The sequence below is a fragment of the Flagellimonas sp. B-3 genome (genome assembly GCF_056857835.1).
This window is the reverse complement of record NZ_JBSXNW010000011.1, coordinates 132031-157161: the sequence shown is the minus strand read 5'-3', so window position 1 is coordinate 157161 and position 25131 is coordinate 132031. Positions and strand designations below refer to the sequence as shown.

The 25131-nt window shown below is 41.3% G+C and carries 21 protein-coding genes; 14 read left to right on the top strand and 7 right to left on the bottom strand.

The annotated features are described in order from the left end of the window. Positions 1–340, bottom strand: a 340-nt coding sequence (locus tag AC13CS_RS01785; RefSeq protein ID WP_482888334.1) for a cadherin repeat domain-containing protein, incomplete at its 3' end; no start/stop codon positions are given. A 645-nt stretch (positions 341–985) separates the two neighbouring features. Here AC13CS_RS01785 and AC13CS_RS01780 point away from each other — a divergent pair. Together AC13CS_RS01780 and AC13CS_RS01775 are read left to right on the top strand one after the other, a co-directional pair. Continuing rightward, positions 986–2320 carry a DNA recombination protein RmuC gene (locus AC13CS_RS01780; RefSeq protein WP_293163540.1) on the top strand — a complete coding sequence of 445 codons (1335 nt, stop codon included), beginning with the start codon at positions 986–988 and terminating at the stop codon, positions 2318–2320. Positions 2321–2330: 10 nt separating this feature from the next. Then, positions 2331–2696 carry a 6-phosphogluconate dehydrogenase gene (locus tag AC13CS_RS01775; RefSeq protein ID WP_293163543.1) on the top strand — a complete coding sequence of 122 codons (366 nt, stop codon included), beginning with the start codon at positions 2331–2333 and terminating at the stop codon, positions 2694–2696. Positions 2697–2819: 123 nt separating this feature from the next. Here the strand turns inward: AC13CS_RS01775 and AC13CS_RS01770 are convergent, their stop codons facing one another. Then, complete coding sequence (locus AC13CS_RS01770; RefSeq protein ID WP_293163546.1) at positions 2820–2951, bottom strand: DUF559 domain-containing protein; 132 nt, start codon at positions 2949–2951, stop codon at positions 2820–2822. A gap of 221 nt (positions 2952–3172) precedes the next feature. Between AC13CS_RS01770 and AC13CS_RS01765 the strand changes: the two genes are divergently transcribed. After that, positions 3173–3718 (top strand): acyl-CoA thioesterase, encoded by a 546-nt coding sequence (locus AC13CS_RS01765; protein WP_293163549.1) that lies wholly within the window; start codon positions 3173–3175, stop codon positions 3716–3718. On the opposite strand, the gene pgl is transcribed toward AC13CS_RS01765, so the two are convergent. Continuing rightward, positions 3699–4424 carry a 6-phosphogluconolactonase gene (gene pgl / locus AC13CS_RS01760; protein ID WP_293163552.1) on the bottom strand — a complete coding sequence of 242 codons (726 nt, stop codon included), beginning with the start codon at positions 4422–4424 and terminating at the stop codon, positions 3699–3701. The two genes, AC13CS_RS01765 and pgl, sit on opposite strands and share 20 nt — an antisense overlap. Before the next feature lie 50 nt (positions 4425–4474). Next, positions 4475–6007, bottom strand: coding sequence for a glucose-6-phosphate dehydrogenase (gene zwf, locus AC13CS_RS01755; protein ID WP_293163555.1), 1533 nt, complete (start codon positions 6005–6007; stop codon positions 4475–4477). Positions 6008–6172: 165 nt separating this feature from the next. On the opposite strand from zwf, the gene gndA reads away from it, so the two are divergent. The 9 genes from gndA (at position 6173) to AC13CS_RS01710 (ending at position 20315) form a co-directional block, all read left to right on the top strand. Then, positions 6173–7582: an NADP-dependent phosphogluconate dehydrogenase gene (gndA, locus tag AC13CS_RS01750; RefSeq protein ID WP_293163558.1), complete on the top strand. Its 1410-nt coding sequence runs from the start codon at positions 6173–6175 to the stop codon at positions 7580–7582. Between the two features lie 10 nt (positions 7583–7592). Further along, entirely contained in the window at positions 7593–8444 is an 852-nt protein-coding gene (locus AC13CS_RS01745; protein WP_293163561.1) for a ChaN family lipoprotein, read from the top strand. Positions 8445–8535: 91 nt separating this feature from the next. Beyond that, entirely contained in the window at positions 8536–10563 is a 2028-nt protein-coding gene (locus AC13CS_RS01740) for an alpha/beta hydrolase family protein (protein WP_293163563.1), read from the top strand. Between the two features lie 274 nt (positions 10564–10837). Continuing rightward, on the top strand, positions 10838–12517 hold the full coding sequence (locus tag AC13CS_RS01735; RefSeq protein ID WP_293163566.1) for a hypothetical protein: 1680 nt from the start codon (positions 10838–10840) through the stop codon (positions 12515–12517). 223 nt (positions 12518–12740) lie between these two features. After that, positions 12741–14045, top strand: a complete 1305-nt coding sequence (locus AC13CS_RS01730) for an ATP-binding protein (protein ID WP_293163569.1) — start codon at positions 12741–12743, stop codon at positions 14043–14045. Positions 14046–14063: 18 nt separating this feature from the next. Then, entirely contained in the window at positions 14064–14687 is a 624-nt protein-coding gene (locus AC13CS_RS01725; protein ID WP_293163572.1) for a class I SAM-dependent methyltransferase, read from the top strand. Between the two features lie 183 nt (positions 14688–14870). Next, a complete protein-coding gene (locus AC13CS_RS01720) occupies positions 14871–16622 on the top strand; it encodes a serine hydrolase (protein WP_293163575.1) in 1752 nt (583 codons plus the stop codon). A 378-nt stretch (positions 16623–17000) separates the two neighbouring features. Beyond that, positions 17001–18683, top strand: a complete 1683-nt coding sequence (locus tag AC13CS_RS01715; RefSeq protein ID WP_293163578.1) for a D-aminoacylase — start codon at positions 17001–17003, stop codon at positions 18681–18683. Between the two features lie 186 nt (positions 18684–18869). Then, positions 18870–20315 carry a serine hydrolase domain-containing protein gene (locus AC13CS_RS01710; RefSeq protein ID WP_293163581.1) on the top strand — a complete coding sequence of 482 codons (1446 nt, stop codon included), beginning with the start codon at positions 18870–18872 and terminating at the stop codon, positions 20313–20315. 1 nt (position 20316) lies between these two features. On the opposite strand, the gene AC13CS_RS01705 is transcribed toward AC13CS_RS01710, so the two are convergent. Then, on the bottom strand, positions 20317–20577 hold the full coding sequence (locus AC13CS_RS01705; protein WP_293163584.1) for a MoaD/ThiS family protein: 261 nt from the start codon (positions 20575–20577) through the stop codon (positions 20317–20319). Positions 20578–20784: 207 nt separating this feature from the next. On the opposite strand from AC13CS_RS01705, the gene AC13CS_RS01700 reads away from it, so the two are divergent. Beyond that, positions 20785–21867 carry a VWA domain-containing protein gene (locus AC13CS_RS01700; RefSeq protein ID WP_293163587.1) on the top strand — a complete coding sequence of 361 codons (1083 nt, stop codon included), beginning with the start codon at positions 20785–20787 and terminating at the stop codon, positions 21865–21867. A 73-nt stretch (positions 21868–21940) separates the two neighbouring features. Beyond that, positions 21941–22888: a 3-keto-disaccharide hydrolase gene (locus AC13CS_RS01695; protein ID WP_293163590.1), complete on the top strand. Its 948-nt coding sequence runs from the start codon at positions 21941–21943 to the stop codon at positions 22886–22888. A gap of 57 nt (positions 22889–22945) precedes the next feature. Here AC13CS_RS01695 and AC13CS_RS01690 read toward each other — a convergent pair whose 3' ends face one another. After that, positions 22946–23545, bottom strand: coding sequence for a 3-keto-disaccharide hydrolase (locus AC13CS_RS01690; protein WP_163624480.1), 600 nt, complete (start codon positions 23543–23545; stop codon positions 22946–22948). 132 nt (positions 23546–23677) lie between these two features. Continuing rightward, positions 23678–25129, bottom strand: a complete 1452-nt coding sequence (locus AC13CS_RS01685) for a M14 family zinc carboxypeptidase (protein WP_293163597.1) — start codon at positions 25127–25129, stop codon at positions 23678–23680. Positions 25130–25131 lie beyond the last annotated feature (2 nt).

Here is a 25131-nt window from a genome sequence, read left to right as displayed (position 1 = left end):
CGGTGATCGCTTCGGACACTGTAAATTCCTGTGCCTCGATCACCGGGGACTGATTATCTGGGTCGACCGCTGTCACTTTTATGGTCACCGTGGCATCTACTTTGGCCGTGCCATCGGTAACGCTCACGGTTATGCTGTGCTTGTCGCTGCTCGCTGCATCCAGTGCCTTGCCCGCGGCCAGGCTCAGTGTGCCCTCCTTGGTGAGCTCAAAAAGGTTGCCGTCGTTGGTCTTGATGTTAAAGGCAAGGGCATCACCGTCCTTATCGGTGGCGGTCACCGTACCTATGGTCTCGGTGTCCGCAATGGTCTCCGCTACCGTAAAGGTGTGCGCCTTGATCACCGGTGCGGTGTTCTTGGGCGGCTCGGGGCCGTCGTCCTTCCCGCAGCTCCAAATCATGATGGTGGCCATGAGTGCAACACCTAATTTCTTTGCAATGTGTTTCATAACATATTAAGTTTTTGATTATAAATTGGGACAAGATGCGATGTTCACGGGAGAATTTTGGGCACGATCTTACCGATGCCCCGTTTGGATTGATGGATGCATGGGTTGGGTTGATGGGGAAGTTTGCAGTATGCAGTGGGCAGTCAAAACAGTTCAGACTTGAGTGTCAAGTTTCAGGTTTCAGGTTCAAGTTCAAGTTCAAGCATCAAGTTCAAGAGCAAGTTCAGAGTTAGGAGTTATGAGTTATTGGGTTATTGAGTTACTGCAGACTGCGTACTGCATACTTCCGATTTCGGACGTTTCGACTTTAGTTTATCCTGAGCATAGCCGAAGGGCTCAACGTGACATTTCGGACTAAGTTATTAGGTCATTGAGTTACTGCCAACTGCCAACTGCTTACTGCCAACTGCAAACTGCCAACTGCATACTGCTTACTGCAAACCGACTTCTGACTACGAACTCATTTTGTGGATTTCTGCTTTGGAAGAAATGACATTTTATCTTTGTAATCCGTTATCTTTATCCTTCAGAAATTTTTTAATGAGCACAGAACTTACCTTTATCATAATTGGCATTATCACATTGGTCGTTGGGCTTTTTGTGGGCATGTACATCCAAAAACTAAAGATCAAATCCACCGAAAGCGTTTGGGGCGAGCGGGAACAACAACTGAACACCACCATCAAATCCTTGAACGATAAATTATTGCTAAGCGACGAGGAACAAAAACAACTTCAGCGCGAAAAAGAACAACAAAGCAACCAAATTGTGCGGTACCAAGCCGATTTGGAGAATCTTCAGCTCAAAAACAAAGAGCAAAAGGAAGAGGTTGAAAAGCTACAGGAAAAGTTCACGAAGGAATTTGAAAACTTGGCCAACAAAATTTTGGATGAAAAAAGCGAAAAATTCACCAAAAGCAACAAGGAGAACATCGAAAATATCCTGACGCCCCTCAACAAAAAAATTAAGGAGTTTGAAGAAAAGGTAGAGAAATCACAAAAGGAAAACATTAGTATTCACGCTGCTTTAAAAGAGCAATTGCTCAATTTACAGACCCAAAACCTGAAAATAACCCAAGAGGCCGAAAACCTGACCAAAGCCCTGAAAGGGGACAGTAAAATGCAGGGGAATTGGGGGGAACTGGTTTTGGAACGTGTTTTGGAAAAATCTGGTTTAGAGAAAGATAGAGAGTACAGTGTACAACAAAGCTTTAAGCGTGCAGATGGCACAAGAGTGTTGCCCGATGTTATTATTCACTTGCCCGACGGCAAAAAAATGGTGGTGGATTCCAAGGTGTCGTTAACGGATTATGAACGTTACACCAATGCCGAAGAAGAGGATAGACCCAAATTCCTAAAAGATCACATCAACTCCTTACGCAGGCACGTGGAACAGCTTTCCTCCAAAAAATATGAGGACCTCTACGAAATGGAGAGTCCAGATTTTGTACTGATGTTCGTGCCCATTGAGCCTGCATTTGCCGTAGCCATAAATGAAGATGTATCACTGTACAACAAAGCTTTTGAGCAAAACATCGTTATTGTTACCCCATCTACGCTTTTGGCCACGTTACGCACCATTGACAGTATGTGGAGCAACGAAAAACAGCAACGAAATGCCATTGAAATTGCCCGCCAGGCTGGAGCGCTTTACGATAAATTCGAAGGCTTTGTCTCCGACCTTACCAAAGTGGGCAAAAAAATGGATGAAGCGAAAAGCGAGTATCGCGGTGCCATGAACAAGTTGGTCGAAGGACGGGGAAACATTGTCACCTCAATCGAAAAATTGAAGAAAATGGGGGCCAAAGCAAAAAAATCCTTGCCCGAACCTATTTTAAAACGTGCCCATGAGGACGATTTTGAAGAAATGAACTAAAACACGAACCATGAAAAAATTCTTGACCATTTTCATCATCGCCATTATAGTTGGTGTTGTGGGCTATTTTGCTTTTATCTATTATGTGCCCTACAGTGAGGGTTATCGTTCGGGGGAACTCATCAAATTCAGTAGAAAAGGCGTGATGGTCAAAACTTGGGAAGGACAGATCAGTCAAGGTTTGTCAGGCACAAATGTATTTTCGTTTTCTGTAGAGGACAAGGAAGAGGAAATCATTGAAAAGATGAAAAAGTTCCAAGGGCAGTACATCAAGGTCACCTACAAGGAGCGCTACGCCACCTTTTTCTGGCTGGGCGACACCAAGTATTTTATCACGGAAGTAAACTCCGAGAAATCGCCGATTTTTAGAAATTAAACCACAGACCCCTAACCTCTCTTTTTAAAGGGGAAATGAACTCGTCTTGAAATGAACTCGTCTTGAGTTCAATAACTTCCCTCCTAAGAAAGAGGGATTGAGGGAGGTGTATTCCCCTTCGCTTCAAACTGAAAAATATAATCCGTGCATTTGATTCCGCTTTAGTTTCTGCCACAGAGCAACTTCGGCTTTTGTAGCATTATTTCGTAATTGCCTGGCCAACTCTTTTAGCTTTGGATTATATTTGATAATCATTTTACATTGCTGTTATTTACTTTTTTAAAAAATTGTATATCCGCAATTGTACCAATGGTATTGATAGTTTTTGTCAATATTTTTGTCTTTGTCTTCTTGAGCGCAGTCGAAAGGCTGACAAAGACATCTCGACTGCGCTCGATGTGACATTTGGATTGACCACTGGTACAGTCGTGTATAATCGAATTAAAAAAAGGATTCGATTAAAACCCCAACAAAATATGAAGAAATTCAAATCATCCAGAGAAAGTAGAGTTTCCATCACCGAACTTATGCTCCCTTCCCATTCCAATTTTGGCGGCAAGGTACATGGGGGGCATATCCTCAACCTTATGGACCAAATTGCTTTTGCCTGCGCATCCAAACATTCACAAAGTTATTGCGTCACCGCTTCGGTGAATCGAGTGGATTTCCTAAATCCAATTGAAGTTGGGGAACTGGCCACGTTAAAAGCTTCCATCAACTACACAGGAAAAACTTCCATGGTGGTCGGGGTACGGGTAGAATCGGAAAATGTGACCACGGGAGAAGTAAAACATTGCAATTCGTCCTATTTTACCATGGTGGCCAAGGGCAAGGATGGTAAAAATAAGTTAGTTCCCGGTCTTATTTTAAAAACCAAGCAAGATATTCGTCGATTTGCACGCAGCAAGGAACGTAAACAATCTGCTTTTAAACGAGATAGCAAATACGAATCCAACAACTTTAAAGTGAACGAATATTTGGAGTTTTTAGATGGCGAAAACGTTAAGATGGATTTTGATTGAGCCGTGCAGCAGCAGCCTCATCCAAAAACCACAACAAATTCCCCAAAGCTGGATTAACCAAGGATGCCGGGTAAGCCTCGGAACCTTCCGTTTTTTCTACCACGGCCTTCACCTTTTCGGCTTTGGATGCACCGGTGACCAAAAAAGCTACTTCTTTGGCGGTATTGATAACCTTCCCGTTTATGGAAACCCGTTTCTGGCCTGAATCTGGATGCGTAGCTACCACACAATGATCTTCCGAATCCCACAATTCAATTTCATGTGGAAAAATAGATGCGGTGTGACCGTCATCGCCCATACCCAAAATTACCAAATCGAACTGAGGCACCTCCTCTACCCTATCCAAATCCATTTCCAACAAATTGGCATAGCGCAAAGCTTCACCTTCAGGGTCCTTTTCGCCCAATATTCGATTGATGTTTTCTTTGGGCACTTCAATTTTGGAAAAAAGATGCTCTACCGTCATTTTATAATTGCTTTCATCATCGGTTGGGAGTACACAGCGTTCATCTCCCCAATAAAAATGCACCTTGCTCCAATCTACTTTGTCTGAAAACTTTTCTGCCAATACATCAAAAACAATTTTAGGGGTACTACCCCCGGACAATGCTACATAAAAAGCATCCTTATCTTTTAGTTTATCCGTAAAATAGCTGGAAAACTGTTCCGCAACCTGCTGTTTATCTTTATATATTTTTAAATCCATTGTAAATTTTATTTTCTGTTCTCAACTCTCGACATCCGACATCCGACAAATTAACAAATCACACAATACCCTGGATCGTCCGCCAAGTTTTCTGTTGGGTTACGCCAGTAGCCCTCATCATCAATCAAGTCATCTGCATTTTCCGGTCCCCAAGCACCAGCCGCATAACCATACATGCGAACATCTTTACCACTTTTCCAGTAATTCAAAATAGGATCCACGAATTCCCAAGCCGCTTCAACCTCATCGGCACGGGCATATAGTGTGGCATCTCCTTGCATCGCGTCCAACAACAAGCGCTCGTAGGCCTCCATTACATAGGTTTCGGCCAAATTGGCGTAATAAAAATCCAAATTGGCACGCTCCACTTTAAATCCTTGACCTGGAACCTTTACTCCAAACTTGATCAAGATTCCTTCATCGGGTTGTATGCGGATAATCAACTTGTTATCCATTTCTTGCATTTCGGAACCCTTAAAAATTTGGTGGTGCGGCTTTTTAAAGTGAATCACAATTTCGGTCACTTTGGTGGGCATTCGCTTAGCGGTCCTCACATAAAAAGGAACCCCGTGCCAACGCCAGTTGTCCACATAAAATTTGATGGCGGCATAGGTCTCCGTAGTGGAATTCGGGTCTACCCCATCTTCTTCCCGGTACCCTTTTACGTCTTTCCCATCTACTCTGGAAGCCACATATTGGGCCCTAATGGTGTTTTCAAACAGTTCCTTTTCGTCCGTCATTATACGCAACGACTTTAACGCCTTTACTTTCTCATTTCGGATTTCCTCTGCATCTGCACCGATCGGTGGCTCCATCACTACCAACGAAACAATTTGCAACAAGTGGTTCTGGAACATATCCCGAAGGGCTCCCGACTTATCGTAATATCCTCCACGCTTTTCAACACCTACACTTTCCGCGTTGGTAATTTCCACATGCTGAATGTAATTACGGTTCCAAAGGGGTTCAAAAATGCTGTTGGAGAAACGGGTCACCAAAAGATTTTGAACGGTTTCCTTGCCCAAATAATGGTCGATTCGGTATATCTGATGCTCTTTAAAGTACTTGTGAAGCCCTTTGTTCAACTCTTTTGCCGTCTCCAGACTGTAACCAAAAGGTTTTTCCACAATCAAGCGTTTCCAGCCGTTGTTTTGGGTGTTCATGCCCGCGTTGGACAGGTTTTGCGATATTGTTTCGTAAAGTGTGGGCGGTGTGGATAGGTAATAAATAATGTTTCCAGAAGTGTTGTACTCTTCTTTTAGGGCTTCCACCCGCTTACGCAGGCCGCCATAATCGGTATCGTAGCTATCGCCCAAGTCCTCGTAATAAAGCTTGTTAGCAAAGCTTTTTACCTTGCCTGCTTTCAGGTCCTTCGTTTTTTCTTTTAAATAATCACTTTCATACACTACACGGTCCCGAAATGCCTCATCGGTCAGATTGCTGCGGCTCACCCCTAGCACCACAAAATTTTCGGGTAACTGGTCGGCCAAATAAAGGTTGAACAAGGATGGCATTAATTTTCTTGCTGTCAAATCACCCGATGCTCCAAAAATCACGAGCATCTGATTATCTGTCTTTTTCATAGTATTTTCGGTTTCTGGCAGATTGTGCTCTTCTTGACACCATTCATTTTTAATAAGGAGTCATTATCTTTGAGCATCACGAATATAAGGTTTATTTTAGGTTCGTAATTCAAGAAATCGCAACCTCAAGGTTGTATCAACACCAAAGAAGAAGAAAAATATATAATGACAGATACGTATGATTTTGGCCTTGTGGGCCTTGGAGTAATGGGACGTAATTTTATTTTAAATGTAGCTGATAATGGTTTTACTGCATTTGGAAATGATTTGGACAAAGAAAAAGTGGATGCTTTGATCAATGAAGGTGGTGATACCGCAAAAGTGAATGCCTCCACCGATGTAAAAACCTTTGTACAGTCGCTGACCACTCCTCGAAAAATTATGTTATTGGTACCTGCCGGAAAAATAGTGGACAGCGTGATCGATGGTTTGCTGCCCCATTTGGATAAAGGTGATATTATTATTGATGGAGGAAACTCCTTTTATACCGATACCGACCGTCGCGAGGCTTATTTAAAAGAAAAAGGCATCAACTTTTTTGGCGCTGGGGTTTCCGGTGGTGCCGAGGGTGCCCGAAAAGGACCAAGCATTATGCCCGGTGGTTCCAAAGAAGCCTACCAACACGTAAAACCTATTTTTGAAGCCGTTTCGGCCAAATACAAAGGAGAACCTTGCGTTGCGTATCTGGGTCCGAAATCCGCAGGAAACTATGTAAAAATGGTACACAACGGTATCGAATATGGTTTGATGCAGTTGACTTCCGAGATTTACGATCTGCTCAAAAAAGCGGGTGGACTTACCAACGATGAGCTTCACCGAACCTACGCTCGTTGGAATGATGGTCGTTTGCAGTCCTTTTTGGTGGAAATCACTTCGGAAATCTTTGAACAAAAAGATGATTTGACGGATAATGACCTTGTGGATATGATTTTGGACAAGGCTAAACAAAAAGGAACTGGAAAATGGACCTCCCAGAATGCCATGGATTTGGGAATCCCCGTGCCTACCATTGATATTGCAGTGAGCATGCGTGAAATATCCGCTTTAAAAGCGGAACGCATTAAAGCGGACAAATTATATGGCCGTCCTACGCCAAAAGCGGTGGACAAAGATGACTTTACCACAAAAGCGGAGCAGGCCCTATATTTTGCTTTCATTATTACCTATACGCAGGGTATGCACCAATTGGCAGATGCCTCCAAAGAATACGGTTACGAACTTGAACTGGGCGAAATTGCCAAAATTTGGCGTGCTGGTTGTATAATCCGTGCTGCCTTATTGGCCGATATAACCGAAGCCTACCAAGCGGATAAGGATTTACAAAACCTCTTGCTCTCCCCTTCTTTCGTGGAAAAAGTACAAAGCACAGTAGATGCAGCACGCGAATTGGTGAGCTATGGAGCCATAAATGGCATTCCATTACCGGGCCTTTCCAATGCACTCACCTATTTTGATGCTTACACCAGTAGCCGTTTGCCATTGAACCTGATTCAGGCCCAACGGGACTATTTTGGTTCGCACACCTACGAGCGCTTGGACCGCGAAGGTATTTTCCATACGGAGTGGGAGGATTGAATCTAATCAAATGAAAAATCTTCCCCTCCTTCTAACCCTCACCCTACTCATAACCTTTGGTTATGGGCAGAAGAAACCCTACGTTATCTACAATGCCAAGGGCAAAAAGGTCTCCTACAAAAAAATGCTCAAGACCTTGGAGAAAAAAGATATGGTCTTGTTCGGGGAGCTGCACAACAACCCTATTGCACATTGGCTGCAATACGAGCTTACCGCTGACCTTCATTCCAAAAGACAGCTCATTCTTGGTGCGGAAATGATCGAATCCGATAATCAAGACGAGCTCAACGATTATTTATCGGGGAAAATAGACGACAAAACATTGGATTCCACCGCACGACTGTGGAACAACCATAAAACCGATTATGCGCCGTTGGTGGATTTTGCGAAGGACAACGATTTGGTTTTTGTCGCATCCAACGTGCCTAGACGTTATGCCAGTATGGTGTACAAGGGCGGTTTTGAAGCCTTGGACTCACTCCCTGCCCAAGAAAAAGAATGGATTGCCCCCTTGCCCATTGCTTACGACCCCAAGTTGCCGGGGTATCAAAACATCCTAAAAATGATGGGCGACCACGGTAGTCCTACTCTAGTTATGGCTCAAGCCATCAAAGATGCGACCATGGCCCATTTTATTCTTCAAAATTACAAGGAGGGTACTTTGTTTTTGCATTACAACGGTGCCTACCACTCCAACAACTACGAGGGCATCCTGTGGTATTTGCAATTGGAGTGGCCTGATTTGGATTACGGTACCCTATCCACCGTAACACAAGAAAATGTGCATAAACTGGAGGAAGAAAACAAGAATTTGGCTGATTTCATTATCTGTGTAGATCAAAACATGACCACTACATATTAATCCATCCAACACCACTTTTATACGCTTGTACCAAAAAATAAGGAGATAAATTCCCTATTTTTAAGAATCGAAACTAACTAAACGCTTCCTCATGAAAAAATTACTAGTTGCCCTGTTACTTTTTGTGGCCATCATTCCTTTAGGTTTTAGCCAAGTACAATCCAATTTGGAGCTATTGGACATCTTCAATATGGAATATGTTTCCGATCCTCAAATTTCCCCGGATGGATCTAAAATCATTTATGTTCGGAATTTTAAGGATGTGATGACGGACCGCAATCTTTCCAATCTTTGGATCATCAATTTTGATGGCTCCAACAATCGTCCGTTAACCTCAGGAAACCATAACGATTTTGCCCCCAAATGGTCGCACGATGGAACAAAAATTGTTTTCAAGTCAAATATGGCGGATGACAAAATGAAACTCTACCTCATGTGGCTGGATACCAAGGAAACTATGGCCCTTACCAATACACCACAATCACCGGGGACAGTTTCATGGTCTTATGATGACAAACACTTGGCGTTTAATATGTTCGTGCCCGAAGCCAACAAATCCATTATTAAAATGCCAGAAAAGCCCGAGGGCGCCAAATGGAACGAACCGCCGAAATACATTGATAAAATGAATTACCGTGGCGATGGTGCAGGGTATTACAAAGGTGGCAATTCACAATTGTTTACCTTGCCCATTAGCGGGGGAACGCCAAAACAACTTACATTTTCGGAATTTGACCATGGCAGTCCTATCTGGAGTAAGGACGGCAAAAACCTATTTTTTAGCGCCAATTTCCATAAAGATGAAGAGTTTGAACCTGCAGACAGCGAAATTTATAGTATTAATGTAAATAATGGAGAAATCAATCCATTAACCGACCGCTACGGTCCTGACGGTAATCCGGTATTGTCGCCAGATGGTTCTAAAATTGCTTATTTGGGGTACGATGACCGTTTGCAGGGATATCAGCTTACCCAATTGTACGTAATGAACACCGATGGGACAGACTCCCAATTAATTTCTGGTGATTTTGATCGTGATGTGGAAGATATGGCATGGAACAGCAAGGGCAATGGTCTGTATTTTAGCTACACCGATCAAGGAATGGGCAAATTGGCTTCCATGAGCCTATCGGGCAAGGTGGATACTATTACGGACGGATTGGGCGGTCTTTCGTTGGGCAGACCTTATAACGCGGCCAGTTTTTCTGCTTCCACCAACAACAAATTTGCTTACACCCTGGGCGATACATCCCACCCTTCGGATTTGGGCGTAGCTGATACCCGAAACACAAAGCGTTTGACCCAAGTTAATGATGACCTGTTTTCCTTTAAAAAATTAGGTAATGTGGAAGAAATCTGGTGGGAGTCCTCCTATGATCAACGCAAAATTCAAGGTTGGGTCGTAACCCCTCCCGATTTTGACCCCTCCAAAAAATATCCAATGATCTTGGAAATACACGGGGGTCCTTTTACCAGTTACGGCGAAGTATATTCTGCCGAAATTCAGGCCTACGCCGCTGAAGGTTATGTGGTTCTCTATACCAACCCACGTGGAAGTACAAGCTATGGCGAAGAATTTGGAAACCTGATACACCACGATTATCCCAACCATGATTATGAGGATTTAATGTCGGGCGTGGATGCCGTTTTGGAAAAAGGCTACGTGGACGAAGAAAATCTGTTTGTGACCGGTGGTTCTGGTGGTGGTGTACTTACTGCTTGGATTGTGGGCAAAACTGACCGTTTTAAGGCTGCCGTTGTGGCAAAACCCGTGATTAACTGGACAAGTTTTGTGCTCTATGCAGATGGTGTACAGTTTTTCTCCAAATATTGGTTCGGAAAAAAACCTTGGGAAGATCCAGAAAACTATAGGAGACGCTCTCCCCTTACCTATGTGGGCAATGTAACCACACCCACAATGCTGTTAACGGGCGAAGAAGATTACCGTACCCCTATTGCAGAATCGGAGCAGTTTTATGCCGCTCTAAAATTGGAGAACGTTGAAACAGCAATGGTACGTATTCCTGGGGCCGGACATGGTATTGCCAACAAACCGAGTAATTTGGTTGCAAAAATAGCTGCTGTTCTTGCTTGGTTTGAGAAGTACAAAGATGAATAACAATTGCTTGGCTTTGTAAACTTTATTTACTGTGAAAACAAAAAGAGGGCGTCCAAACAATCCGGAAGCATCAAAAAAATAGGATGTATCTAATTGATAATCAATATATTTAATATTTATCTTCATTAATTGTAGTGGGTACAGCGAATACAGCCCTATATCTTCCAACAACTTAGTGTTGATAACACATTTGTACAATTATTGTTTGTAAAAGAAAAATCAACGAAATTGCCTGGATTGTTAAAACTTTTCTGAATAAAAAAACCGTAGTCATTTGAAAACAACCTATTTCCTTCTTTCTTTTTTGTTGATGTTATGTATTATTAGTTGTCAAACTGAAAAGAAAGAAGCAACCGCAGTCAATCAAACCCAGACTAAAAATTTCACCTCTAACGATTATCAAGATTTAGTTACCTTATTTAAAGCATGGAGAACCTTCGAAAAACCACCGTTACTTGACGGGGCACCTGATTATACGGTAGAAACTTTTGAAAAACGTTGGCCAAGGTTCAAAGAATTACAGTCAAAACTGCAATCTATCGACACAACAAATTGGCCCGTAGAAAACCAAGTGGATTGGATGATTGTTTGGGCCGAAATGAACGGTTACGACTTTAATCATCGCATTTTAAAGCCTTGGAGCCGAGATCCTGCTTTTTATAAAACGGTTTGGGCCAATAGAAGCGATGTTCCTGCTCACGAGGGGCCAACCAATCATGGTACAACAGAATTATGGACCTACACATTCCCCCTATCATCAGAAGAAAGGTCTAAACTCTTGTCCGACCTAAAGATAATTGCACCATTCAATACACAGGCCAAGAAGAATTTGACAGGAAACGCAAGGGATTTATGGGTTACCGGGATTAGGGATATTCAAAATCAGAGTAGCTTGCTAACCGAATTAAAAAAGAGAACTTCCGTTAAAGATGACTCGGAATTGGTTTCCGTTATCGACGATGCCATAGCTTCTACCAATGACCTTGTTTCTTGGTTGCAGGCTGAATCCGAATCAAAAACCGGGCCTTCGGGCATTGGCAAAGACAATTATACCTGGTATTTGCAGAATGTACACTTGGTACCACTAACTTGGGAGGATGAGGTGATGATCCTAAAACGTGAACTTGCCCGTGCTTGGACTTCGTTAAAGCTAGAAGAACACCGAAATAGAAATCTGCCAGCATTGGTTGAGGCGGACTCCCCCGAAGCCTACAATAAAATGGCCGACGAAGCCGCAAACAGTTTGATCAATTTTTTGGACGAACAGGACATTGTTACCGTAAAACCCTATTTTGAACCCGCCCTACGCGAACATTTGGGCGAATTTATACCCAAGGAGACCCGCAACTTTTTTGCGATTGGCGAGCATTACGACCCAAGGCCACTATATTCCCATTTTTACCATTGGTTTGAACTAGCGCGCATGGATACCGAACCCCATACAAGTGAAATACGCAAAGGCCCTTTGTTATATAACATTTGGGATTCAAGAAATGAGGGGACGGCCACCGCGGTCGAAGAAATGTTTATGCAAGCTGGTTTGTATGATGATAGCCCAAGAACCAAAGAGATTGTATATATCATGATTGCACAGCGCGCTGCACGGGGTTTAGGGTCGTTGTACGCCCACGCCAATGAAATGACCATGGAGGAAGCTGGAGGGGTTCACAGTGAGTACACGCCCCGCGGATGGATGAAAACGGAAAAAGATCTGCTTATTTTTGAACAACACCTGTATTTACGCCAACCGGGCTATGGAACCAGTTATATTACCGGTAAATATTTATTGGAAAACGCATTGGCCGATTATGCTAAACTTAAAGAATCACAAGGCAAGCCATTTGTGGTAAAAGATTTTTTTGATACCCTGAACAGTATCGGAAATATCCCTATTTCACTGGCGCATTGGCAGATGACGGGCTCCAATGATGATTTGGAAATGATCAAGGAGTAAAATTATAAGTGACAATGTCAGCCTGAGCGGAGTCGAAGGGCTATTTAACATATAACCCTTTATCCTACAACACTTTAGTGTTGATAACGCTTAATAAGTCTTTTTGCCAGTAACTTAAAATTCTGCGAACTTCGGTTCTTATACTAAGCTTGGTTCAGTATCTGTCGTTAAAAAATATTGAAACGATGTTTAGCTTAACCGTGTGTACAACTAAAACTCAAAATTGAAAAAGTCATTTGAAAAAGAATTTGATTGGAAACAATACTTCATTGTTTCGGAAAACTTTGTCCGACAAAAAGAGCATTCGGAAATAGAGTTTAAGGAAAGTTTTCACAGTCCAAAACACAAAGACAAAAAATTACTAAAATGGATTGCAAGTTTTTCAAATGCTAATGGGGGCCTGATTTTATATGGAGTAAAAAATAATGGAGAATTAGTTGGATTAAAAAATGATAAATTAGAACAGTTCGACAATAAAGATTTATCTCAAGAGCTATTGTCTTATTTTGCGCCTGAAATACATTTTGAGCTATTCATTAAAGAAATTGACGGTTTAAAAATAGGATTTTTATATATCTACAAATCACAAAATAAACCTATTGTCGCGATTAAAACCGCAAATAATAACATTCAAGAAAGTGACATATTTTATAGATATCCTGGACAAAGTAGACGAATTTCTTATGGCGATTTAAGAAACATGATCGAGGAAAGAGAGAAGAAGCTAAATGATAATTGGCTTAACTTAATGAACAATGTAGCTACTATTGGAGTTGAAAATATCGGATTGCTAAATGTAATGAATGGTGAGCTTATCGGTTCAAAAAATAAACTTTTGATTCCCGAAGAACTATTAAAAAAAGTGTCATTCATTAATGAGGGGAAATTCGTGGAAAAAGATGGAGCACCAACACTGAAATTAATTGGAGATGTTCAGCCGATAGATAGTAATAAAATTGTACAACTTGTAGAAAACAAGTATCACATCATTACACATTTTGAATTATTCAATTCATTTTTCGAGCAAAAATTAGACTCTGATAGCGCAAGTGAATTCTTTCGTAAAGTAGTACACGAAAACACCGTTTATTACCCAATCTATTTTTATATAGAACAATCAAAATTAAGCAAGAAACAAGTTCTTGATCTTTTAAAGAATTCGAAAGGTAACAAAGTCAATGATATAAAGAAAAGATTTAAAATTGAAAAGAACAATTTAACAAAATTCAAAATTGGTAATATTTCTACAGGCACAGAGGCTGCAAAAAAAATAACCAATGCAATCAGGGAACTAAAATCTGATAAAAAAATTGACTTTAAAACAGTCGATACAAGAGAATTGAGATACTATATTCAAGCCATTACTCATTTGAAAAAAGAAGAAATTAACAAGGATTACATAATGAGTGTTTTAAAAGATATTTATGATAACCATTTTAATCAATCCGCAACGACAAAATCTTTCATTAGAAAAGCAATATGTCACATCGACTTAATCTTCTATGGCGAAAATTATTTTGGACAATAATAACTGTATACAATACCTATGGCAACTGATTGGCTTAAAAAGTGGAACACCAAATTTGGGCAAACCAAATATGCATACGGCACCCGACCCAATGCCTATTTAAAAGAAAAACTGGCTACCCTACCAACAGGCTCTATTCTTTTTGGTGCCGAGGGCGAGGGGCGCAATGCCGTACATGCCGCTCGATTGGGCTGGGAAGTCTCCGCTTTCGACATCAGCGAAGTAGGACAACAAAAAGCATTGAAACTGGCTGAGAAAAACAAGGTTTCCATTGACTATCAGGTTGGAGAACTCCCCAAATTGGGCTACCGCGAAGAACAGTTCGATGCCATCGCCTTAATCTATGCCCACTTCCCTCCCAACATCCGTTCGGGCTACCATAAATTGCTGCACAGTTACTTAAAAAAAGGCGGGACCATCATTTTTGAAGCATTCAGCAAGGCGCATTTGGCATATAAAAAGAAAAATCCAAGCGTAGGTGGCCCTAGTAATCTGGATGCCTTATTTTCCATCGAAGAACTGCAAGCCGATTTTCCCAACTACGAAATCTTGGAACTCAAACAAACCACCGTAGAGCTCAACGAAGGCGATGGCCATGTGGGAACAGGTTCCGTAATCCGATTTTTGGGCAGGAAGAAATAGTTGATGCTTTTCTATATGGTTGACCCTAACTTGGATCTATTTAAAGGTTTTGGCCCCTATAATCCTTAGTTTTATCGCAAAACAGATGGTTTTACCGGTGTTGACATAAAGGTGACATACAAATGTCGTGGTACTGTCGTGCCTCCGCAGATACCTTTGTTCCAGAATTTAAAACCAAAAATTATGAAGAATTCATCAATTGGGGAACGACTCAAGTATCAACGAAAAATTAAGGGGTATTCACAAGAAGAATTGGCCCACAGAACCAATGTTACGGTACGCACCATTCAACGCATCGAAAAAGAAGAGGTCTCCCCACACCTAAATACCGTTAAACTCTTGGCAGTAGCCTTGGAGATAGAAGTAGATGAGCTCGTTCCATTGGAAAATCCAAAAGAGGAAACGATTAAAAAGAAATGGTTGCTCCTAATACACGCTACTCCCCTGGCCGGATTGTTTCTTCCCTTACTCAATGTGCTTATCCCACTTTTTCTGTGGATTCATAAACGGGAAGACAACCCAATGTATAACGAGCATGGTATTAAGGTTATCAATTTTCAAATCACCGTACTGATTTTGGCCATCTTGTCGTTTGTTGGCTTACTGACCATCGAGAAATGGGGTTTTATCATTTTTATTTCCGTGATTCCCATTTGCATCGGCATTATCATCTTCAACATCATTTACGTGGTACAAAAAAACAAATGCTACTATCCCTTTTCCATTCCTTTTTTAAGGTTGAAAAAGAATACGACGCTTGGTCTGTTGCTCATAATAGGTTTATCCATTTTAAATAGTTGTTCAAATCCAAAACAGGTAACCATTGAACGATTGGACGGTTCGTTGATCACTAAAGATTCCATTACCAAAAAGATTGACCAGTTGATGGCAGATGCCCAAATATACGGCATGGCCATATCCATTTTTGATGACAACCAACCCGTGTATCAAAAGGTTTTTGGCTATAAGGATTATCCCAATAAAATAGTGTTGACAGATTCAACCAACATTTACGGAGCCTCGTTCAGTAAAGCCGTATTTGGGGTTTTGACAATGAAAATGGTCGAGGATGGTGTTATTGATCTGGACACACCCTTGGAGTCGTACCTGCCCAAGAAAATATACGAGTACGAACCACAGACCCGTTGGCACGATGACTTTTCCAGTTTGAAGGAAGATTCACTTTACCATAAAATTACGGCAAGGATGTGCCTAGACCATACTACTGGGTTCAAAAATTACAGATGGTTTGAGGAAGACAACAAATTAAGGGTGCACCATACTCCCGGAACAAAATACGGATACAGTGGGGAGGGCTTTATCTATTTACAAGTAGTTTTGGAAAAATTGACAGGCAAAGGATTGGAAGAGCTTGCCCAAGAAAACATTTTTGAACCCTTGGGCATGGAAAACTCTGCCTACGAATGGAAAACGAGATTTGACAAGGATTTTGCACTTGGGCACAACGAAAAGGGGGAATCCCTCAAAAAAGATAAGGACAACGAGCCCAGAGGTGGCGGAACTTTGGAAACCACGGCAAAGGACTATACCAAATTCTTGACCGCGGTGCTCAATCAAAAATTGATCAGCAAGGAATCTTACGATGAGATTTTTAGTCCGCACATCAGAATTCGCTCTGAAAAACAATTTGGAGATAAGGCCAATACCATTACGGATAAATATGATTCAATACGTTTGGGGTATGGCCTGGGCTGGGGCTATTTTGAAACACCGCATGGCAAAGCTTTTTTTAAAGAAGGGCACGGAAGCGGATTTGTACACCATTCCGTACTTTTTCCAGAATCAGGAAAAGGAATTATGATCATGACCAATTTTGAACGTGGCAACAGCATTTTTAAGGAGTTGCTCGAAGTCACCTTGAAAGACGTGTACACACCATGGGAGTGGGAGAATTATATTCCGTATGGTAAATAAACCACTATGGGTTTGAAAACCATAGTTTAAAGAAAAGAATAAAATTCTTTGTCATCCAGTATCAAACTCTCCCTTAATCTCCCGAAACAGATTCGGGACAGGCTCTCCAAGGAGGGAAACTTCTCCCCTTTGGGGAGACTGGAGAGGGGACCATCCAAAAAAATTATAGAAACTAAAGTAACTGCAATGAAACCTGACTGCCATCAGGCATGTTTGCATGCCTGCTTTGATACTTCGGAGGTTTTAAAATGATTTAATCCAATCAATCGGTTGGGGCTTGGATTTGAAGAAAGGTGAGGCAAAATTTTCATGCTTTGGTAATTTGATAGTGCACAAAAAATCACCTAACTTGTTTTGCCATAACCAAATAACCAGACTATGAAACCAATTTCTTTTCTCATCTCCCTGTTCGCCCTGATTATTCTAGCCAGTTGTTCCCAACCCAAAAACTTTGATGTCCTTATTAAAAACGGACAAATCGTGGATGGCTCTGGGGGTCCTTCGTACATAGGGGATTTGGGAATCAATGCCGATACCATTGCAGCTATCGGAAATATTGGAAAAGCCTCAGGAACTATGGAGATAGATGCCACTGGATTGGCAGTTTCTCCTGGATTTATAAATATGCTCAGTTGGGCCACGGAATCCTTGATCGAGGACGGTAGGTCTATGGCCGATATAAAACAAGGCGTGACTTTGGAGGTGTTTGGCGAAGGTTGGTCCATGGGGCCGCTTAACGAATCCATGAAAAAAGAGGAACAGGAAAGTCAAGGGGACATAAAGTATGGTATTGAGTGGAACAGCTTGAACGAATATTTGGAATATCTCACAACCAAGGGGGTTTCTCCGAACGTGGCCTCTTTTGTGGGAGCCACCACCTTGCGGATAAACACTGTAGGTTATGAAAACCGTGCCCCTACTCCACAGGAATTGGATTCCATGAAATTGATGGTAAAACAAGCCATGGAAGAAGGTGCCCTCGGCGTGGGTTCCTCTTTGATCTATGCGCCTGCATTTTATTCCAGCACCGAAGAATTGATTGAACTCTGCAAAGTCGCCGCCGAGTATGATGGCATGTACATCAGCCACATGCGTAGCGAAGGTTCTCGTTTATTGGAGAGTTTGGATGAGTTGATTCAGATTGCGGATGAAGCTGGTATTAGAGCCGAGATTTATCACCTAAAACAAAGCGGCAAGGAAAATTGGCACAAGTTTGATGATGTAGTGGCCAAAGTGGACTCTGCCAATGCCGCTGGACTCCATATTACGGCCAATATGTACAATTATGTGGCTGGTGCCACTGGTTTGGATGCCTCAATGCCGCCATGGGTGCAAGAAGGTGGATATGATAAATGGGCAGAACGTTTGCAGGACCCCGCCATTCGTAAAAAAGTGAAAGAAGAAATGACCACACCTACGGACGAATGGGAAAGTTTGATGCAAGCTGCAGGCGACCCCAGTAAAATCCTGTTGGTAGGTTTTAAGGCGGATTCTTTAAAATATCTTACGGGAAAAACATTAAAAGAGGTGGCGGAAATGCGTGGCACTTCGCCCGAAGAAACTGCCATGGACTTGGTAGTACAAGATGGAAGTCGTGTAGGAACCATTTATTTTTTAATGTCCGAAGGCAATGTGAAAAAGCAAATAGCACTGCCTTGGATGAGTTTTGGTTCCGATGCAGGCTCTCCTGCCACAGAAGGTGTCTTCCTAAAATCGAGCACTCACCCCAGAGCTTACGGAAACGTGGCTCGTTTGTTGGGCAAATATGTGCGGGATGAAAAGGTGATTTCCTTGGAAGAAGCTGTACATAAATTGTCTCAATTGCCCGCAACCCATCTTAAAATACAAAAACGGGGCAGCCTTACCGAAGGTAATTATGCCGATGTGGTTTTGTTTGACCCCGCTACCATTATCGACAAAGCCACTTTTGAAGACCCCCACCAATATTCCGAAGGGGTAAAACATGTGTTTGTGAACGGCACCCAAGTACTAAAGGATGGTGAGCATACGGGAGAAATGCCAGGGCGTGTTGTTCGTGGGCCTGGATATAAAAAAGAGTGACCGGATGTTTCTTGTAGATAACCGAGGTGATTTTCAGTGAAGCTTCATTAGCTGTGCCGAACTTTAGTTCAGAATCAGTCGCTTAAACATCATTAAAACGATGTTTAGCTTAATCGTTGGGAGTAAATAAAGGTTTGCCACATTCAAGAATAAGTATCGTCTTTGTTGAAATCAATGTTCAATACAATGAAGACATTCAAAATCTTATTTATCCTACTATTATTTCTTTCTACATCTTGTACCAACCAAAAGAAGAAAACTACTTCTACTGAATTAAAAACCGAAATCGACAATTACCTTTCTAAAACAATGCGATTGCACAACATTCCCGGATTGGCTTTAGCGGTTGTTGAGGGCGATAGCATAGTTTATGAAAATTACTTTGGCAAAGCCTCTTTGGAAAACAATGTTCAAGTTGATAAAAATACATTGTTCAGAATTTTTTCGGCAACAAAACTTATCACATCAACAGGAGTATTTCAGCTTATCCAAGACGGAAAACTAACTTTGGATGATGCAATTTCAAAGTATCTGGATGATTTGCCACCACAATGGCAAGAAATTAAAATTAAAAATCTTTTAAGTCATTCTTCCGGCTTACCGGACATCATAAAATACGAAAGCACTTTATCTGATAAATCGTTAATGGAAAAGCTCGCAAAAGATAAAATGGACTTTGTAACCGGAAATCAATTCAGGTACAACCAAACGAACTATTGGTTGCTTGCTCAAATTATTGAGAAAATAACAGGGTTGCCGTTTGATGAATATGTGCTTGACAATCAATTTGAAAATCCGAAAAATGGGGTTTTATTTTCTTCCAACTCGCAAGAAAGCATCCCAAATCGTGCTACTAGATATTTTTATAATGATGAAACAAAAGCATTTGAAAAAGACACGAATAACAATGGTATAAGAGGACATTCCGGAAATGGACTTAACATCACACTTGAAAGATTCATTGAATGGAACAAAAGATTGGATAAAAATTTACTTCTGGATAAACAAACCAAATCTAAAATGTGGACACCGTTCAATTTTGTAAATCAAAAGGACAATTTTTTATATGGTTGGGGCAATTACCCAGTGAACGGATTAAAATCTTATGGATTTTCAGGTGGAAATTTAGCTGCTTTCAGAAAATTTGCGGACAATAAAACAACAATTATTTTATTATCGAATGGATATGAAATTCCTGCCTATGACATTATTGTAAATGATGTTGCAAGAATTGTAATTCCACAAATAAAAGGTTCAACCTTAGAAGAAGATGTTATGGGCCTTACCTTAAAAGGTGAATTTGGCAAGGCTGCAGAATCATTCAAAAAACTTAAGGAAGAAAACCCGCATTCCAATTTTGATAACTTAAAATGGAATATTAACAGCATAGGGAATTCGTACCTGTTCAGCGAAAATTATAATGAAAAAGCACTTGAAGTATTCAAATTTAATGCGGAAGCCAACCCAAAATGGTGGGTGGCTTTGGCTGGGTTAGCGGAGGTCTATGAAAACCGAAAAGATACTTTAAACGCACTTGCAAACTATCAAAAAGCAATTTTGTTGAATAAAAACAATGAATGGAATTATAACGAACAGATGGAAAATAAAATTAACGAACTGAAAAATAATTGACCTAAAAATTACCGGATTCGGGCGGAGGAATCAGGGCTATTTCATCATAAGAATTTATTCTCTCATTGTCCGAAGCGTAATTCTGGTTTACTGCAACGGTCACTTTGGAAATGGATTTAAGTTCTGGATATGTATTTTCAAGAAATTTTTTGAGTTCCCCTACGGTATTTGGAATTTTTCTGCCGCTTAAACTTGCCGTTGGAACAGATAGTGTGGGCGTTCCAATAATATCTTTGGTGGCACCGAACAAAAGTATAGTCATAATATCAACCTATTAGCGTTATTGTTTGTTGTTGGTTAGATAGGTTGGTAGGTTTTATTGGCGTGAAAATATTAAAAATAGCTTGTATCCCTATTATTTTAACAAGCCCATGTTTCTTTTAACTTTTCTTTAATTTTATTCTTGAGGTTATAAATACTTTTCGGTCAATTTCAACGTTGTGCATGCAGAACCTTAACTTTTATGAAAATGAAAAACATACTTCAGTTTACATTCCCAATATTGTTTAGCCTTATTTTATTTTCTTGCGGAAATGCAGATGATGATGTCAGTTTTGATATTAACGACAAGGAACTGGGACTTGGTGAAGAACCGGATGATTGCCTCGGTTTTGGGGAAAACGAACTTTTGTTGTCCATACAAGATGAATTCACCACTTTGCCCGGAAAAGTTTCCGTGCTCTTCAGAGTTTCAGATTTGATGGGGAATCCTATCTCAGGATTATCGGCCGAACAGTTCTCCATATACGAACAAGGACGAAACGATGATTGTTTTGAACCCATATCCCCTTCGGAATCCTTTGCCCGAATTTCCCCAAACTCACAAGTATTTAACAACAACACCCTTTTAGTGCTGGATTTGAGCAATAGCGTATTGGAAAGTAGTTTGGACGAATTAAAGGCGGCAACCACCAGTTTCATCAACAATGTAATGCCAACCCCAACTACGGAGTCCTTTAAAATGGCCATTTATTGGTTTGATGGAGAAGACGAACTTCATTTATTAAACCCCTTGACATCTTCCGCTGCCGAATTGACAGCGGCCGTAGATGGCATCACAATGGATATCAGCAACGACCCATCTACTGATTTGTACGGCGCCGTGATCAAATCAACAGACATTGCCGAGGGCTTGCTTGATGAAAACTCAGAAGTAATCAACGCGGCATCCGTGGTATTGTTCACCGATGGAACCGATCAAGCTTCGAGATACAAAGAATCCGATGCTTTACGTGCAGTTGAGGAAGCCGATAGCAATATTTCCTACTTCACCATTGGACTAGGAGCCGAAATAGATACCGAAGTTTTGGAGCAAATCGGGAAAACAGCCAGTGTTTTTGCCAGTAATTCAGAAGAATTGGAGAATACCTTCAACGATATCTCACAACGTGTAGAGGAACAAGCGGGAAGCTACTACCTTTTTGAATACTGCACCCCAAAACGTGATGGAAGTGGCGAAAGTAACCTAGTGATCCAGTTAACGCACAACAGCCTAAAAGGAGCTGTTCAGACCAAGTTTAGCGCCAATGGTTTTACCGGTGGTTGCGAATAGGTTCTAGTACTATAACGGCTAGTTAATTTTTGGATTAATCGTATCTTGTTCAGCAAACAAACTAAACATTCATATGATAACCCAAAGAAAAACGATTTACACTTTTATTTGCACCTTCCTTTTAGGTTTTACAAGCAGTATTTATGCCCAGCACATCAGTCCGTTAGAGGGAAGATGGGACCTGGAAATGGATTTTATGGGGAAGACCTCCCCTTCTTGGCTGGAAATTAAACATTCGGGAACTGCGACACTTTTGGGCCGTTTTGTCTTCGCTTTTGGTAGCGCAAGACCCATTGCCGAAATAGAAACTTATGGGGACAACAAATTTACCTTTAGTATTCCCAACCAATGGGAGCCCAAGGGAAGCGACATGATCTTTCATGGTGAATTGCAGGGAGAAACATTAAAAGGCACATTAATTTATACAGATGGTTCCATAATTGATTGGACTGGCGTAAAAGCACCGGAATTGGAATACACCGAGAATCCAAAATGGGGAAAAACCATTGATGTGTTCAACGGAAAAGACCTTTCGGGTTGGCATGTAGATGGCGAAAAGAACCAATGGGTGGTTAAGGACGGTATTTTGACCAGTCCAGAATCCGGCTCCAACCTGATTACGGATGAAAAATTCCAAGACTTTAAACTACACGTGGAATTTCGTTACCCAAAAGGAAGTAACAGCGGAATCTACTTGCGCGGGCGCTACGAAGTTCAGATTGTGGATAGCGAAGGTTTGGAACCATCGGACATTTATTTAGGCGGTGTGTACGGCTTTTTGGAACCCAATGAAAATGCTTCCAAACCTGCTGGCGAATGGCAAACTTATGATATTACTTTGATTGGACGAAGGGTTACCATAACGCTAAACGGAAAAACAGTGATTTCCGATGCCACGATTCCAGGAATTACTGGAGGTGCTTTGGACAGTAAAGAAGGAGAACCCGGTCCATTTATGATCCAAGGAGACCACGGCCCTATTGAGTATAGAGCTTTTGAAGTGACCCCATTAAAGAATTAAGAATTCAACATTCATATAAAAAAAGCCCGATTATAGCAATCGGGCTTTTCTTTTTTCTTAATCCAAAGGAACAAGTTCAATGTTTCGCCATTTGACGCGAATACCACCGCCATCATGTATTTGCAGGGCAATGGCTCCTTCGCCTTCACCTATTTTTTCATCTTCCAGATGTACCATTTGCACACCATTCAGCCATGATGTGACCTTGGGACCCTCCACACGGATTTTCATAGTGTTCCACTCCCCCATTTTCAGGGCTTTGTCCTTTTCCGGGTCGGGCTTGATCAACCAACCACGACCATAGGATTCGTAGATTCCACCCGTATCTTTTCCTGGAGGGGCTACTTCTACTTGCCATCCTGTTACTTTAGTGCCTTCAAAAGTAGAGCGGATAAAAACACCACTGTTGCCATCGGCCTCTTGTTTAAATTCCAAGGTCAATTCAAAATCCTTGTAGAATTTTTCTGTGGACAAATATCCGTATTCGCCTTTGGGGCCACTCTCACAGATTAGCAAACCATCTTCCACAAACCATTTTTCTTCTCCATGATTGATCCAACCGTCCAGATTTTCTCCATTAAAAAGATTGATGGGTTCTTGTGCGAATGTAAATTGCGCTGCCAATAGGCATAATCCTACTAAAATTTGTTTTTTCATTGTTATAAATTAAAGGGTTATTTACTCAATAATCGAGATTTAAATGCTCCGAGGCTTACCTCGAAATCAAAATATGTTTTCCTACCAATGCCTCGAGGGCTTGTCCCGAGGTAGTTTGCTATTTATGATAATTTATTTGCCATTGATTAGTCCATTGCCCGTGTTCTGCTGATCCAAAGGTTTGGAGAGGTCTATAAAAAAACCATTGATCACGGCGTGCGTAAGCTTGCCCTCTTTCTCCAAAAAGAAGGTAGGGTTAATACCTGGTTGCAGTCTAAAGTTTTTCAACTTAAAAGCATCATTTACCAAGATCAAAGGAAAGTGCACAAATGCACTTTTTTCCGGTTTTTCTGTTTTAACGTAGGCCACACCGTCTTTTAATAAATCCATCGGGTCCTCAATACGGGTAACTTGTGCCACCTTTGGTGGAACAAGTTTATAACCATTGGCATCAAAAGTTTTATATCCGTAAAAGGTAGATAAATCACCTTGGTCGGCGACTGAACTTTTGTAATAAAATTGGTTGTGCCCTTCCAAATCTACCTCGTGATTAAAAATGCCCAAATCAAGAATGTAATCATCTCCCATAAGCTCGTAGGTCACGTTCTCTATCTTTAGATCGAACAACATACGGTCGTTGCGGGGTATCTTTTCGTAATCTCCGATTGGAATATTTTTAAAAGATTCGTTGGCAATGGTATACAATGCCGAAAGAATGGAAACATAGTTTAATTTTCGGATTTCCTGCTTCTCTGGATCATCAGGGTACCCTCCTGATTCAATCAAAATTAAGCTGGTGCCCCATTTGGCAATATTGTCCCCAAAAGCGCGGGGTTCAAAATCATCGCTGTAACGCCCTACTTGTCCTGGGGCATAGTTTTGAATGATCTTGTTCATGTAAACAATTACCTTCATTGCATTGGCACGTACTTCATTGATATCCTTCTCGTAGTTGTACGCAGTGGCCAAATAGGAAATGGTCGCAGGCTTTTCGGTCCGTTCTGCATTATAGTACTTGCTCTGATCATGAAGGTTAAAGCCAAAATCTGCATCTAAACTATCTCTAAGCCTTTTTAATGTTTGACTTTCTGGGGATTGTAATCGTAAAGCATCTCTATTAATATCCACACCCAAGGCATTACGTCTTGTGAACACTTCTGCCCCATCCGGATTGAGCATGGGCAAAAAATGGAGCTTTAATTTGGATAGGATAGCTTCTTTCTCCTCATTAAACTCGGGGGCGTCCAAAAAATTCAGAATATCAAAAATGGCTTGCGTAGCCGTTGGTTCATCCCCGTGCATTTGCGACCACAGAAAAATATTACTGTCACCAGAACCAATGCTGATCAAATGCAGATCCCGACCTTGAATGGACTCCCCTACTTTTTGTACTTCAAATTTTGGGTTGGCCTTAAATTTTTGAATCAAGGGCTGAATATCTGCATGTTTTATTCTTCGTTTTCCTATGCTCGATTCTTTATAGTCCTCATAGGTTTCGTATAATTGGGGTGTAAGCTCATCTTGTGCCTGCATACTGGATGCCAACAATACCAAGATTGCAAAAGACATTAGTTTCTTTATCATTT

Coding starts and splice junctions, on each gene's coding strand:
- AC13CS_RS01780 (WP_293163540.1), top strand. CDS start 986: ATGAGCACAGAACTTACCTTTATCATAATTGGCATTATCACATTGGTC.
- AC13CS_RS01775 (WP_293163543.1), top strand. CDS start 2,331: ATGAAAAAATTCTTGACCATTTTCATCATCGCCATTATAGTTGGTGTT.
- AC13CS_RS01770 (WP_293163546.1), bottom strand. CDS start 2,951: ATGATTATCAAATATAATCCAAAGCTAAAAGAGTTGGCCAGGCAATTA.
- AC13CS_RS01765 (WP_293163549.1), top strand. CDS start 3,173: ATGAAGAAATTCAAATCATCCAGAGAAAGTAGAGTTTCCATCACCGAA.
- pgl (WP_293163552.1), bottom strand. CDS start 4,424: ATGGATTTAAAAATATATAAAGATAAACAGCAGGTTGCGGAACAGTTT.
- zwf (WP_293163555.1), bottom strand. CDS start 6,007: ATGAAAAAGACAGATAATCAGATGCTCGTGATTTTTGGAGCATCGGGT.
- gndA (WP_293163558.1), top strand. CDS start 6,173: ATGACAGATACGTATGATTTTGGCCTTGTGGGCCTTGGAGTAATGGGA.
- AC13CS_RS01745 (WP_293163561.1), top strand. CDS start 7,593: ATGAAAAATCTTCCCCTCCTTCTAACCCTCACCCTACTCATAACCTTT.
- AC13CS_RS01740 (WP_293163563.1), top strand. CDS start 8,536: ATGAAAAAATTACTAGTTGCCCTGTTACTTTTTGTGGCCATCATTCCT.
- AC13CS_RS01725 (WP_293163572.1), top strand. CDS start 14,064: ATGGCAACTGATTGGCTTAAAAAGTGGAACACCAAATTTGGGCAAACC.
- AC13CS_RS01720 (WP_293163575.1), top strand. CDS start 14,871: ATGAAGAATTCATCAATTGGGGAACGACTCAAGTATCAACGAAAAATT.
- AC13CS_RS01715 (WP_293163578.1), top strand. CDS start 17,001: ATGAAACCAATTTCTTTTCTCATCTCCCTGTTCGCCCTGATTATTCTA.
- AC13CS_RS01710 (WP_293163581.1), top strand. CDS start 18,870: ATGAAGACATTCAAAATCTTATTTATCCTACTATTATTTCTTTCTACA.
- AC13CS_RS01705 (WP_293163584.1), bottom strand. CDS start 20,577: ATGACTATACTTTTGTTCGGTGCCACCAAAGATATTATTGGAACGCCC.
- AC13CS_RS01700 (WP_293163587.1), top strand. CDS start 20,785: ATGAAAAACATACTTCAGTTTACATTCCCAATATTGTTTAGCCTTATT.
- AC13CS_RS01695 (WP_293163590.1), top strand. CDS start 21,941: ATGATAACCCAAAGAAAAACGATTTACACTTTTATTTGCACCTTCCTT.
- AC13CS_RS01690 (WP_163624480.1), bottom strand. CDS start 23,545: ATGAAAAAACAAATTTTAGTAGGATTATGCCTATTGGCAGCGCAATTT.
- AC13CS_RS01685 (WP_293163597.1), bottom strand. CDS start 25,129: ATGATAAAGAAACTAATGTCTTTTGCAATCTTGGTATTGTTGGCATCC.